The following is a 12,753-nucleotide window of genomic DNA, read 5'->3' on the forward strand; positions in this document are numbered from 1 at the left end:
GCATCGTTACGCGTTGCGCCCAGGCCCGGCAGTTGTGCCTGTCATGCTTCATTCACAAGGCGTTGCGATCATCGGAGAGGCACCGGGGCCGCCGCGCATCTTGACTTTCGCAGGGCCGCCGCCTAATTTTTTAGATGCCGCAGTGCAACATGATCTGGCTCTTTTCACATCGCGGTCGCGAGGCGCACGAAACGCGCACGCGGCCGCGTATATCTTTTGCCGGCCCCGCTGCCCGCCATGCCGCCGTTGTGGCGGCAGAACAGGGGCAGCGGCCACGCCCCGCGCGTCACTCGTCATGAAGGCGCGCGTCCACGGCCCGCGCCGGCCTGGCGCCTGCTTGCCGCGAGGCGAGCCGGCGCTCCCTTAAAGGAGATTCGTCTCGTGGCAGTTCCCGCCTCCTCGCCGCTCGTTGCGTCGCCGTTTTCATTTCTGCCCACGCTCGCATCGGGCACGTCTTTCTGGCCCTTTGCGTCTTTCTGGCCGCTCGCGGGTGCATCCGACGAGGAGTCATCGCTCCGGACGCCACTGACCGACGCGGCTTCGGCAGTGAACCGGGTAATCGAATCGGCGCAATCCGCGCCGACGGTGGCGCAGCCGCTCTACGACTACCTCTACGACGCCTGGCAGCGCAGCGTGCTGTTCCTCGACGTGCTGCGCGAGCGCGGCAACCAGACTTATGTGCACGAGCAGGCGGGCATGCCGCCGGTGCTCGCGTTCGACTACGAAGTGATCGTCGACGGCCGCGAACTCGACGATCCCTGCAATTACGCACTCCTGCGCATCAAGCCCGAAGCGGGCGTCCCGACCGATCCGCGCATGCGCCCCTTCGTCGTGATCGATCCGCGCGCGGGCCACGGCCCCGGCATTGCCGGGTTCAAGATGGACAGCGAAGTCGGCATCGCGTTGCGCAAGGGCCATCCGTGCTATTTCGTGACGTTCTTCCCGCTGCCCTGCGAAACGCAGACAATCCAGTCGGTCGGGCAGGCTGAAGCCGTATTCATTCAACGTGTGCGCGAGCTGCATCCCGACGCGGACGGCTTGCCGTTCATCATCGGCAACTGCCAGGGCGGCTGGGCCGCGGCGCTGCTCGCGGCTTGCGCGCCCGCGCTGGTCGGCCCGCTCATGCTCGCGGGCTCGCCGCTGTCTTACTGGGCCGGCGTGCGCGGCAAGAACCCCATGCGCTATTCGGGCGGCATGCTGGGCGGCTCGTGGATGTCCTCGCTCGCGGCGGACCTGGGCGACGGCCGCTTCGACGGCGCGTATCTCGTGCAGAACTTCGAGTACCTCAATCCGGCCAATACGTACTGGGGCAAGCTTTACAACCTCTATTCGAAGGTCGATTCCGAGCGCGAGCGCTTCCTCGAATTCGAGCGCTGGTGGGGCGGCCATTTCCAGCTGAACCGCGCCGAGATCGACTGGATCGTGCAGAACCTCTTCGTCGGCAACCACCTCACGCGCAACGAGGTGTTCGCGAAGAACGCGCGCTCGCCGGTGGATCTGCGCAACATCCGCACGCCGATCATCGTGCTCGCCTCCTGGGGCGACAACATCACGCCGCCGCAGCAGGCGCTCAACTGGATTCCCGACCTCTACGCGAGCGTCGACGAGATCGTCGCCAACGAGCAGGTGATCGTGTACTGCCTGCACGACAAGGTGGGGCATCTCGGCATCTTCGTTTCGGCGAGCGTGGCCAATAAGGAGCATACCGAACTATTCTCGGCGCTCGACCTGATCGACGTGCTGCCGCCGGGCCTCTACGAAGCGAAGATCACCGACTCGACGCCGGAAGTCGGGCGTCTCGAAGCGCTCGAAGGGCGCTACGAGATCCGCTTCGAGCGCCGCACCATCGACGACATTCTCGCGCTCGACGACGGCCGCGACGACGAGCAGCCCTTCGAAGTGGTACGCCGCTTCGCGGAGAACAACCAGCGTCTCTATGACCTGTTCGTTTCGCCGTTCGTGCGTGCGTCGAGCAATGCGTTCAGCGCGCATGCGCTGCGCGAGTCGCACCCGTCGCGCGTGGAGCGCAGCGTGCTGAGCGACGCGAACCCGGCGCTGGGCGGGCTGCCCGCCATGGCGGAGGCGGTGCGGGGCAACCGCAAGCCCACCGCGCCCGACAATCCGTTCACGCTGCTCGAAAAGCAGGCATCGGCGACCATCGAAGCTTCGTGGGATGCCTACCGTGACGCGCGCGACGCCTGGATCGAAAGCACCTTCTACAACGTCTACACCGCGCCGTGGGTGCAGGCGTGGGTGGGCGTGACGCCGAACGAGCCGCTCGATCCCATCGCGCCGCCGCTCATGGCGCTGCGCAAGGAACTGGCGCAGTACCGCCTGCGCGCGGCGCGCGCACGTCTCGCGAAGGGTTCGCTCGTCGACGCGTTCATGCGCATCGCCGCGTACATCGTCGACGAAATGCATACCGTGCAGTACCGGCCGTTCCAGCGCATGCGCGAACTCGCGCGCGAGTATCTCGGCGATCGCCAGCCGAGCATCGCCGAGCTCAAGGAAGCCGCGCGCCGCCAGGGCGCGATCGTGCAGCTCGATCCGCAGGCCGCGATCGACGCATTGCCCGAGATCGTGCCCGACATGAAGACGCGGCGCGCACTGCTCGCGGCCGTGTACCGCATCGCGACCGTGTCCGGGCCGCTCGAAGGCGAGCGGCGCGAGCGCTATCGTTACGTGCAGCGCGCGCTGGGCGTCGAGCCGGGCAGCGAGAAGACGGGGCTGCCGCCCTCCGACGGCGGTGTTTCGGGCGGTTCTTCGGGCGCTGACGGCGGCACGGCTGGCGACGGCAGCGCCGAACACGGCGTCAAGGCATCTTCAGGCGCAGCGGCTGCGGAATCCGAAGGCCCAGCGGCTCCCGGGAAGTCCTCTCGCGCGAAGTCCACCGCTGCAAGCGAACACGCCGCGCCCGCGAAACCCATGCGTGCGGCGCGCGCCGGCGTAAAGGCGAAGGCCGCGGAGCCGGCAGATGCGAACAAGGCGCCGGCCGTCGCCAAGACGGCTGCGCGCCGCTCGCGCGCGGCATCGACGCCCACCGCCACGCGGGCCGCAGGCACGACGGCCGCGCGCCGCCGCGCGACGCGCAGCGCGAGCGAGTAACGAAGCCTGTTCCGCGTGTCAGCCGAACGCGCCGCCTCTCCCCCGATGCGGCGCGTCGCTTCGAGCTAGACACGTCGATACGTCGACACGTCCGCAGCCGGATCGGCAACGGCATCTGCGGCCATCACCGGCCGTCTTCCACTGCGAGGTGAGCCATGCATACTCCTCCCGAACGGCCGCTTGCCGGCATGCGCGCGCTCGTGACCGGCGTGGCGAACGCCGATTCGATCGCTTACGGCTGCGCCCGCGCGTTCGCCGATCTCGGTGCGCAACTTGCCATCACCTATCTCAACGACAAGGCGAGGCCCTATGTCGAGCCGCTTGCCAACGAACTGGGCGCGCAGTTGCTGCTGCCATTGAACGTCGAGGAAGACGGCCAGCTCGACGCCGTGTTCGATGCCGTGCGTGCAACGTGGGGAGCGCTCGACATCGTGCTGCACTCCATCGCCTATGCGCCGAAAGAGGATCTGCAGGGCGGCCTGCTCGATTCGTCGGCGCAGGGCTTCGCCCATGCGATGGACGTGTCGTGCCACTCGTTCATCCGCATGGCGAAGCGCGCCGTGCCGCTCATGCCGCAGGGCGGCACGCTTTTCGCGATGAGCTACGACGGCGCGAACCGCGTCGTGCCCAACTACAACCTGATGGGCCCGGTGAAAGCGGCGCTCGAAGCATCGTGCCGTTATCTCGCGTACGAACTCGGGCCGATCGGCATCCGCGTGCACGCGATCTCGCCTGGGCCGCTCAAGACGCGCGCGGCCTCGGGGCTGCCCGACTTCGACCGCATGCTCGCCGAGGCCGCGGAGCGCGCGCCGCTCGGCGAACTCGTCGACATCATGGACGTGGGCTACGCAACCGCGTACCTCGCCACGCGCTACGCCCGCCGCATGAGCGGCAACACCGTGTATATCGACGGCGGCGCGCACATCATGGCTTAGGGCCTGTTATTGGCGTGAGCAGGCCCTGACCGCACGCCTCGCGCGCTTAGCACGAAAGCCGCAAAGCAAAGCTCGCATCGGTATAAGCCGTGCGCCCCGGCTCGCTAGAATCGAGTGTTCGGTCTGCTTACGAAAATCATGCAGGCAGGCCGAAGCGCCTTTGAACGACAGACGGGGATCACCATGACAGGTTTGGGACGCACGGCGCGCTGGCTCGGCGCGGGCATCATCGCATTGAGTACGGCGGTAGCGCATGCCGAAACATCGTTACTGAACGTCTCGTACGACGTGACGCGCGAGCTGTACAAGGACATCAACGCGAGCTTCATCGCGGACTATCGGAAGAAGACCGGCGAGACCGTGTCGATCAGGCAGTCGCACGGCGCTTCGAGCGCACAGGCGCTCTCGGTGCTGCAAGGCCTGCAAGCCGATGTCGTGACGATGAACCAGCCCAACGACATCGACCTGCTCGCGCAGCAGGGGCATCTCGTGCCCGCCAACTGGCGCACGCGTCTACCCGACGCGAGCGCGCCCTATACGACGACGATGGTGTTCCTCGTGCACAAGGGCAACCCCAAACGCATCAAGGATTGGGACGATCTCGCGAGGCCCGGCGTACAGGTCGTGATCGCCAACCCGAAGACGTCGGGCAATGGACGCTACGCGTATCTGGCCGCGTGGGGCTACCGCAAGCAGCAGGGCGCGAGCGACGCCCAGGCGCTCGACTTCGAACGCGCGCTCCTGAAGAACGTGCCGGTGCTGGACGCGGGCGGCCGGGGCGCGACGACGACCTTCACGCAGCGCGGCATCGGCGACGTGCTCGTGACCTTCGAAAACGAGGTAGCGCTCATCGATAGCGGCGTGGGCGCGAAGGACTTCGAAGCCGTCTATCCCTCGGTGAGTCTGCTGGCGCAGCCGCCGGTGACGATCGTCGACAAGGTCGTGGACAAGCGCGGCACGCGCAAGAGCGCGCAGGCGTATCTCGATTATCTGTATTCGCCCGCCGCGCAGGAGATCATCGCGCAGCACCATCTGCGTCCGCGCGACGCTGCGGTGCTCGCGAAGCACGCCGGCGAATTCAAGCCGATCAAGACCTTCACGGTCGAGCAGGTGTTCGGCAGCTGGCAAAACGCGCAGGCCACGCATTTCGCCGATGGCGGCACGTTCGATCAGATCGTCGCGGACCGCAAGTAATTCGGGCGGCGCGTAACGACAACGCGCAAAACAAAAGCGCCTCGCGTTTTGGCGAGGCGCTTTGCAATTCAGGCAGCGGGTTTAGTACCAGCCGCGACGGCCATACCACTCGCGGCGGCCGTACCAGCGGTGGCCGTCCCAGTAGCGGTCGCCGTGCCAGCCGATCACGACAGCCGGCGCGTAGGCCACGCGCACGGGCGGCGCGACATAGACCGGACGCGGCGCGACATAAACGGGCTGCGGCGCGATATACACCGGTGCGGGTGCAACATAAACCGGAGCGGGCACGCCGACGTTCAGGCCGACCACCACGCCGGCCATCGCGGTTTGCGAGGCGGCCAGGACGAGCGCTCCAGCACCCAGCGCGGCAAAGAGTTTGGTTTTCATTTTGAGCCCCTTCGGTTGAAGATTCGATGGCTTCAATGTAGCCAGGCGCTCGCCGGCTTGAGTTACCAAACTGCAACAAACTGCGCGCGAATTTTACGGGCGGTAATGGGAGGAAAAGGCGCTCGCCCGCCTGCGGCGGGCTTCCCGCATGTTTCGCGCAGGCGGGCGTGTTTCAATTCGTGATCGTCGGGGCAGGTCTGTAATCGGTGCGCCGGGCGCGAGCGCCCGGCATGCCCCTGCCGCTACTGCACCACGACGCTCGCGAAGTTCTGACGGCCGAACGGGCTCACCTGATAGCCGCTCACGTTGGTGCGCGTGATGGCGGAGGCGGTCGGGTAGCCAAGCGGAATCCACAGGGCCTGGTCGTGGATGATCTGCTGGGCAGCTTCGTAGAGCTTCACGCGCCTCGCCTGATCGGCGGTGGCCTTGCCTTCGGCGATCAGCTTGTCGAGCCGGGGATCGCAAAAGCGCGCGAAGTTGATGCCCGACTGCACCGCATTGCAGCTAAAGAGCGGCGAGAGATAGTTGTCGGGGTCGCCGTTGTCGCCGGCCCAGCCCATGAAGAGCGTGTCGTGCTGACCTTGCTTGGCCTCTTTGATCAGCTCGCCCCACTCGATCACCTTGATGTCGGCCTTCACGCCGATCTTCGCGAAATCGGCCTGCAAAAGCTCCGCGCCCGCGCGCGGGTTCGGGTTCAGTACGCTGCCGTTCGGACGCACCCAGATCGTCGTCGCGAAGCCGTTGGGCAAGCCCGCGTCGGCGAGCAGCTGCTTCGCCTTCGCCGGGTCATACGGATAGGGCTGGATCGACTTGTCGTAGCCCCAGGTGATGGGCGGCCAGGGGTTCGTCGCAGGCGTGGCGGTATTATCGAAAACCGCCTTCAGGTAGGTCGCGCGGTCGAACGCCATGTTCAGCGCCTGGCGCACCTTCTGGTTGTCGAGCGGCTTCTTCTGCGTGTTGAGCGCGACGAACGCCGTCATGAACGCGGGCGTCTGCACTACCTTGAGCGACTTGTCGTCCTTCGCCGCGGCCACGTCCTGGGGTTTGGGCGAGAGCGCGATCTGGCATTCGCCGGCCTTCACCTTCTGCGCGCGCACGGCGGCGTCGGGCGTGATTGCGTAGATCAGGCGGTCCACCTTCGGCTTCGGCCCCCAGTAGGCCGGGTTCACGTCGTAGCGGATCACCGCGTCCTTCGTGTAGCTCTTGAGCGTGAACGGGCCCGTGCCCACCGGCTTCGCGTTGAGATCGACCTGCTTGCCGGCCTTGAGCAACTGGTCGGCGTACTCGGAGGAGTAGATCGATGCGAAGCCCATCGTGAGGATCGAGAGGAACGTGGCGTTCGGCTCGTTGAGTTCGAACTTCACCGTGTTCGCATCGACCTTCGTGACCGCCTTCACAAGTTTCACGAGGCCCATCGACTGAGCGTGCGGGAAGCCGCTCGCGCCGGCCACCTTGTGCCACGGATTGTTCGCGTCGAGCATGCGATCGAACGTGAAGACCACGTCGTCGGCGTCGAGCGTGCGCGTGGGCTTGAACCATTCGGTCGTCTGGAACGCCACGTCGGGTCGCAAATGGAACGTGTAGGTCAGGCCGTCGGCGCTCACTTCCCACTTGTCCGCGAGCGCGGGCACGACCTTCTTCTGCGCTTCGTCATAGGCCACGAGCGAATTGAAGATGACGTCGGCGGACGCGTTGGTCGTGACGAGCGAGTTGAACTGCACGACGTCGAAGCCGTCGGGACTCGACTCGGTGCAGACCGTCAGCGGTTTGGCGAGCGCGGGCGCGGGCGCGAGCGCGGCGCCAAGCGCGGTCGCGAGCACGAAAGCCGGCACGAGCGTGCGCGCGGTGGGCGAGGTGAAGCGCATGGGATCTCCGTGGTTCTTCGGTGGCGGGCGGCGCCCCGTTTGGTTCGATTCGGGAGAGGCGAGAAGGCTCGGAAGGGCGCCCGGACGAGCCAAGCTTATCGAAGGGAAATTGCCGAGACAACCATTTAATCGACATGCCCATATGGCATGGGGGCGCCGTGCGGCAAGCAGAGGCGGCTCAGTGGCTCGCCGCGCGCGGCTTGCGCGGCGCCTTTTCGAACACGCGGTCGTAGACCCAGCGCGGCAGCGCGCGCAGCATCGTGGCGGCCACGCGCATCGGCCAGGGGAACACCGCGAACGACGTGCCGCGCGCGATCGCTTGCGCCGTCTTCGAGGCGAACCGGTCGGCGTCCATCAGGAAGGGCATGCGGTAGGGGTTCTTCGCCGTCATCGGCGTGCGGATATAGCCGGGCGCGATGGTGACCACGGGCACGCCGAACGGGCGCATTTCCACGCGCAGCGCTTCGAGATAGGCGAGCGCCGCGGCCTTCGACGCGCTGTAGGCGCCCGAGCCCGGCAACCCGCGCACGCCGGCCACGCTCGCGATGCCGACGAGCGTGCCGCGCCTTGCCTGTGCCATCGCCGAGGCGAACGGCTCGAAGGTGGCGACCATGCCGAAGTAGTTGGTGTCCATCACGTCGCGGAACGTGGCGAGATCGCCTTCGCCCGTGAGCACGCCGCGGCTCACGCCGGCATTGGCGATCACGATGTCGGGCATGCCATGCCGGGCGATGAAGTCGCGCGCGGCGGCGGCGAGCGCATCGGCGTCGCGCACGTCGGCGGGATAGATGGAAACGGGGTGGTCGGGGTGGGACTGCCGGAAGCCGGCAAGGGCCTCGCCGCGGCGCGCGACGAGCCCGAGGACGGCGCCCTGCCGCGCATATTCGGCGGCGAGCGCGGCGCCAATGCCGCTCGACGCGCCGGTGATGAAGACCTTCAGAGGCGCGTCTTGCATGGCGCGGTTTCTCACATCTTCTTCGCGCGGATCTGCGAGATGATGAAGTCCATCACCTGGGTCGTGCCCGGCAGCGCCTTGTCTTCCGGACCCTGGACCATGGCCGGGCCGGTCTCGTATTTGCCCTGGATGGCGATGGTCGGCACGCCGTCGATCTTGTAGGCATCGAGCAGGGCCTTGTCGCGCTGCAACGCGCTCTGCGTCGAGAACGAGTTGTAGGCTTCCATGTACTTCTTCGCATCCACGCCTTGCGTGGCGAGGAACTTCGCCTGGTCTTCCGGCGTGAGCAGGTAGTTCTTGTTCACGTGGATTTCGTGGAACACGACCGGCGTGAGCTTCTGGGCGAGGCCGAGCGCGTCGAGTGCGTAGTACATCTTCGAGTGCGGGATGAAATCGTCACGGAATGCCACCGGCACGCGCTTGAACACGACGTCCGGGCCCTGTTTCTTGATCCACGCTTCGAGATAGGGGTCGAACGCGTTGCAGTGCGGGCAGCCGTACCAGAAGAACTCGATCACGGAGATCTTGCCCGCGGGCACGTCGAGCGCCTGGGGCGCCTTCAGGACCGTGTAGTCCTTGCCGGCCACGGGCGCCTCGGCCGAGGCGTGGGCCACGCTGGCGATCAGCGAAAGCGAGAGAAAAAGCGTACCGAGAAGTCGTTTCATGGCGTAGGAATCCACTGTTCTTGGACCGGCGGCGGCCGGCTATCTGCCGCAGGACGCCGTTGGCGCGAAGTTTGTGCAAAGCTGGCGCGTGCGGGTGCTGCGCGGGTGTTGCTGGTTGACGGACTCCGCGCCGCGCGCCACGGCCCGGCCTCACGCGAACGCCGCTGGGCTGCGGCTTCGGTGGGCGGGCGCGCGGTGCGCGGCGCGGACGGCGATTACTGCTTCGTGAAGCGGATGACCGCTGTATCGATACCGGCGTCGGACAGGCGTTGACGCGTCGAGTTCATATCGTCGAACTTCGTGAACGGACCGATGCGCACGCGATAGTACGTCACGCCGCCGGCGTCGCGCTGCGTCACTTTCGACTCGAACCCCTGGAACGCGAGGCGCGCACGCTGCTGCTCGGCGTCGCCCGACGTCTTGTAGGCGCCCACCTGCAGGAAGTAGCCGGTGTTGGCGTCGCCGGGTGCGGGCGCGACGCTGCCGGGCTTGGCGGCCGGGGGCGTCGGCACCGCATTGGCGGGCTTCTGCGGCGGGTTGTTCGCGAGGATCTGCGCCGGGTTGGTTGTCGCGTTGTTCGTCGAATTGCCAGCGGACTGCGGCTTCCTCGCGATCGCCGTGCCGCTCGTGACGTTTTCGCCCGTCGACGGTTGCGGCGCGACGGCCACGCCGTTGTTGGCGGCGTTGCTGTTCGAACCCGAAGGCGGCACTTCCACGATCTGCGGCTCTTCGAGCATGCCCGAGGATTGCGACTGGTTCGTGGTCTGGCCCGGCGCCGTATTGGGCGGCGTGCTTTGCGCGGCCTGCGGCACCGGCTGACCCGGCGACTTGCCCTGCAGCACGCGGTTCGGGTCGACCTGCTCGTTGTTCTGGCCGACGTCGGAAGCGGCCGGCGGCGCGACCTTCGAGACGAACGGCGTGGGCGCGCGCGTGATGTACAGCGCCACCACCACCGCGATCGCAAGGCCGACGATCAGGCCCAGCACGATGCCGAGAAAGGTTCCCCCGGACTGCTTCGACTGCTGTTTCGTAGTGCGGCGCGGTTTTGCCATCGTCTGAATCACCTGCAAACAAGAGAATCCTGGAATGGCCGTCCGCGCGAGGCGGCGGCCCCAAACACGTTGCTGCGCGCGGGTCTCGCGCGTCTCGTTACATGCGCTCCGGCGCGGACACGCCGATCACGGCCAGGCCGTTCGCGAGCACCCGGCGCGTGGCCGCGAGGAGGGCGACGCGGGCGTCGCGTTCGGCGACGTCATCGACGAGAACGCGTTCGGCATTGTAGAACGAGTGAAACTCAGCGGCGAGTTCGCGCAGGTAGAACGCCACCGCGTGCGGCGCGAGTTCGCCGGCGGCATGCGTGAGCATGTCGGGGAATTCACCGAGTTTCGCGATGAGCGCGAGCGCGCGCTCGCTGGCAAGCGGCGCGAGATCGACCTTGGGCAGCGCGGCCGGATCGCCGCCGAACTTGCCCTGCCAGTCGCCGAGAATCGACGAGATGCGCGCATGCGCGTACTGCACGTAGTACACCGGGTTCTCGTCGTTTTCCTTCAGCGCGAGGTCGATGTCGAACACGAATTCGGTATCGGCCTTGCGCGAGATGAGGAAAAAGCGCACGGCGTCGCGGCCGCGGCGGATTGTCGCCTCGTCGAGCAGGTCGGGCGAGACTTCGCTGCCCGGGTTCGCGCCGCCCGACCATTCGATCAGGTCGCGCACGGTCACGTAGCTGCCCGCGCGCTTGGAGATCTTCACTTCCTGACCGTCGCGCATCACCGTGACCATCTTGTGCAGCACGTAGTCGGGATAGCCCTTCGGAATGCCGATGCCGAGCGCCTGCAGGCCCGCGCGCACACGCGCGATGGTGCCGTGGTGATCGGAGCCCTGGATGTTGATGACCTTCGTGAAGCCGCGCTCCCACTTGGTGACGTGGTAGGCCACGTCGGGCAGGAAGTAGGTGTAGGTGCCGTCGGACTTGCGCATCACGCGGTCCTTGTCGTCGCCGTAGTCGGTGGTCTTGAGCCACAGCGCGCCTTCCTGCTCGTAAGTCTGTCCCGAAGCGACCAGCGCCTCGACGGTCTTCTCGACGCGGCCTTCCGTGTACAGCGACGATTCGAGGTAGTAGCGGTCGAACTTCACGCCGAACGCCTGCAGGTCGAGATCCTGTTCGTGGCGCAGATAGGCCACGGCGAAACGGCGGATCGCTTCGAGGTTCCCAGGGTCCTTTTCGCCCGTCACGGGCTCGCCGTCCTTGGCCGCGACGGTTTCGCCCGCGAGGTAGTCGCGCGCGATGTCGGCGATGTATTCGCCGTTGTAGGCCGCTTCGGGCCATTCGGCGTCGCCGGGCTTGAGGCCGCGTGCGCGCGCCTGGGTGGAGAGGGCGAGGTTGCCGATCTGCACGCCCGCGTCGTTGTAGTAGAACTCGCGGTGCACGTCATAGCCCTGCGAGGCGAGCACGTTCGAGATGGCGTCGCCGAGCGCGGCCTGGCGGCCGTGGCCCACGTGCAGCGGGCCGGTAGGGTTGGCCGAGACGAACTCGACGAGCACGCGCTTGCCGGCTTCGCGCTGCGAACGGCCGAATGCCTCGCCCTGCTCGAACACGGCGCCGATCACGGCGCGCTTTGCATTCGCGGTGAGACGCAGGTTGATGAAGCCGGGGCCGGCCACTTCGGCCGCCTCGACGAGGCCTGCGGCCTCTGCCTGGGCGAGCACGGCGTCGACGATCTGCTGGGCGAGCTGGCGCGGGTTCGCGCGCATGGGCTTGGCGAGCTGCATCGCGACGTTGCAGGCGACGTCGCCGTGGGCGGCGACCTTGGGGCGCTCGAGCGTGATCGCGGGCACGACGAATGCGGCTTCGCTCGCGCCTTCGGTGGCCTTCGCCACCTGGGCTATGGCTTGCGCGAGCAGGGTCTCCAGGGTGTGTTTCTGTGCGGGCAGCATGCTGGTTGCAAGTCCTGTGCGGGTAATGGGATGCGGGGCCGGCGCCTGGGGGCGTCACCACGGGCATCGCCCCTGGCTTGCCGGCGCCGGCCGCCGGATACGGGTGAGGGCGCCAGCCTCGCGGCGGGCCACCTGCCATGCGCAATGCACGGGGGACCTCGTTGCGGCAGGCGGCGTGGCGGCGTACCAGACGCCAGAACGTCCGGGCGCCGCGCCCTGCGTGTAATTCCGTCCTGACGGATTTTAGCAGGTGCTAATATGTGAAATGAGGTAGCGCGACATGGACCGCCTTGGCCTGTCTGGCTTCGCAGGCCGGAATGTCACGCGCAGATCCAGAAAATCATAAAGGGAACAGACATGCTGGTTACTTTCAAATGTCACGCGGCGCCTGACGTCACAATGCTGGAGAACCTCGCACAATACCTTCTCGGCATCATCGGCAAGCGGCTCGGCGCGCGCGGCGTGATCACCCATGACGAACTCGATGCCGCCATCACCAAGCTCGAAGCGGCCATCGCTACGGACAAGAAGGAGCGCCACGAGCAGGAAGGCCACTTTCACGAAGGCGAAGATGACCACGCGCATCACGAACTGCCGGTCGGCCTCGCGCAACGCGCCTTTCCGTTCCTCGATATGCTGCGCGCCGCGAAGAAGGAAGACAACGACGTTTTGTGGGGCATTTGAGCTCCGTGCCTGATGACGTCCCTGTATGA

Annotated in this window: 10 protein-coding genes; 4 read left to right on the forward strand and 6 right to left on the reverse strand. The window is 66.7% G+C overall.

The window, feature by feature from the left end:
• The first annotated feature begins 381 nt into the window (after positions 1–381).
• From BHE01S_RS15790 to BHE01S_RS15800, 3 genes are all read left to right on the forward strand, one after another.
• Positions 382–3,105, forward strand: a complete 2,724-nt coding sequence (locus BHE01S_RS15790) for a DUF3141 domain-containing protein (protein ID WP_052405959.1) — start codon at positions 382–384, stop codon at positions 3,103–3,105.
• 155 nt (positions 3,106–3,260) lie between these two features.
• Positions 3,261–4,040 (forward strand): enoyl-ACP reductase FabI, encoded by a 780-nt coding sequence (gene fabI, locus BHE01S_RS15795; RefSeq protein WP_042265626.1) that lies wholly within the window; start codon positions 3,261–3,263, stop codon positions 4,038–4,040.
• Positions 4,041–4,223: 183 nt separating this feature from the next.
• Positions 4,224–5,234 (forward strand): sulfate ABC transporter substrate-binding protein, encoded by a 1,011-nt coding sequence (locus tag BHE01S_RS15800; RefSeq protein ID WP_042265627.1) that lies wholly within the window; start codon positions 4,224–4,226, stop codon positions 5,232–5,234.
• An 81-nt stretch (positions 5,235–5,315) separates the two neighbouring features.
• Here BHE01S_RS15800 and BHE01S_RS15805 read toward each other — a convergent pair whose 3' ends face one another.
• The 6 genes from BHE01S_RS15805 to argS all read right to left on the reverse strand — a co-directional run bounded on the left by BHE01S_RS15805 (position 5,316) and on the right by argS (position 12,040).
• Complete coding sequence (locus BHE01S_RS15805) at positions 5,316–5,621, reverse strand: hypothetical protein (protein WP_042265628.1); 306 nt, start codon at positions 5,619–5,621, stop codon at positions 5,316–5,318.
• 242 nt (positions 5,622–5,863) lie between these two features.
• Positions 5,864–7,486 carry an ABC transporter substrate-binding protein gene (locus BHE01S_RS15810; RefSeq protein ID WP_042265629.1) on the reverse strand — a complete coding sequence of 541 codons (1,623 nt, stop codon included), beginning with the start codon at positions 7,484–7,486 and terminating at the stop codon, positions 5,864–5,866.
• Positions 7,487–7,664: 178 nt separating this feature from the next.
• Positions 7,665–8,441, reverse strand: coding sequence for an SDR family oxidoreductase (locus tag BHE01S_RS15815; RefSeq protein ID WP_042265631.1), 777 nt, complete (start codon positions 8,439–8,441; stop codon positions 7,665–7,667).
• Positions 8,442–8,452: 11 nt separating this feature from the next.
• Positions 8,453–9,106 carry a thiol:disulfide interchange protein DsbA/DsbL gene (locus BHE01S_RS15820; protein WP_042265632.1) on the reverse strand — a complete coding sequence of 218 codons (654 nt, stop codon included), beginning with the start codon at positions 9,104–9,106 and terminating at the stop codon, positions 8,453–8,455.
• Between the two features lie 215 nt (positions 9,107–9,321).
• On the reverse strand, positions 9,322–10,158 hold the full coding sequence (locus BHE01S_RS15825) for an SPOR domain-containing protein (protein WP_042265672.1): 837 nt from the start codon (positions 10,156–10,158) through the stop codon (positions 9,322–9,324).
• 97 nt (positions 10,159–10,255) lie between these two features.
• Positions 10,256–12,040, reverse strand: a complete 1,785-nt coding sequence (gene argS, locus BHE01S_RS15830; RefSeq protein WP_042265633.1) for an arginine--tRNA ligase — start codon at positions 12,038–12,040, stop codon at positions 10,256–10,258.
• Between the two features lie 357 nt (positions 12,041–12,397).
• Between argS and BHE01S_RS15835 the strand changes: the two genes are divergently transcribed.
• The gene (locus tag BHE01S_RS15835) at positions 12,398–12,724 is read left to right on the forward strand and encodes a DUF1840 domain-containing protein (protein WP_042265634.1); all 327 of its coding nucleotides are present in this window, start codon (positions 12,398–12,400) and stop codon (positions 12,722–12,724) included.
• Positions 12,725–12,753 lie beyond the last annotated feature (29 nt).

It is taken from the genome of Paraburkholderia heleia NBRC 101817, assembly GCF_000739775.1.
GTDB lineage: Bacteria > Pseudomonadota > Gammaproteobacteria > Burkholderiales > Burkholderiaceae > Paraburkholderia > Paraburkholderia heleia.

Coding starts and splice junctions, on each gene's coding strand:
- fabI (WP_042265626.1), top strand. CDS start 3,261: ATGCATACTCCTCCCGAACGGCCGCTTGCCGGCATGCGCGCGCTCGTG.
- BHE01S_RS15800 (WP_042265627.1), top strand. CDS start 4,224: ATGACAGGTTTGGGACGCACGGCGCGCTGGCTCGGCGCGGGCATCATC.
- BHE01S_RS15805 (WP_042265628.1), bottom strand. CDS start 5,621: ATGAAAACCAAACTCTTTGCCGCGCTGGGTGCTGGAGCGCTCGTCCTG.
- BHE01S_RS15810 (WP_042265629.1), bottom strand. CDS start 7,486: ATGCGCTTCACCTCGCCCACCGCGCGCACGCTCGTGCCGGCTTTCGTG.
- BHE01S_RS15815 (WP_042265631.1), bottom strand. CDS start 8,441: ATGCAAGACGCGCCTCTGAAGGTCTTCATCACCGGCGCGTCGAGCGGC.
- BHE01S_RS15820 (WP_042265632.1), bottom strand. CDS start 9,106: ATGAAACGACTTCTCGGTACGCTTTTTCTCTCGCTTTCGCTGATCGCC.
- BHE01S_RS15825 (WP_042265672.1), bottom strand. CDS start 10,158: ATGGCAAAACCGCGCCGCACTACGAAACAGCAGTCGAAGCAGTCCGGG.
- argS (WP_042265633.1), bottom strand. CDS start 12,040: ATGCTGCCCGCACAGAAACACACCCTGGAGACCCTGCTCGCGCAAGCC.
- BHE01S_RS15835 (WP_042265634.1), top strand. CDS start 12,398: ATGCTGGTTACTTTCAAATGTCACGCGGCGCCTGACGTCACAATGCTG.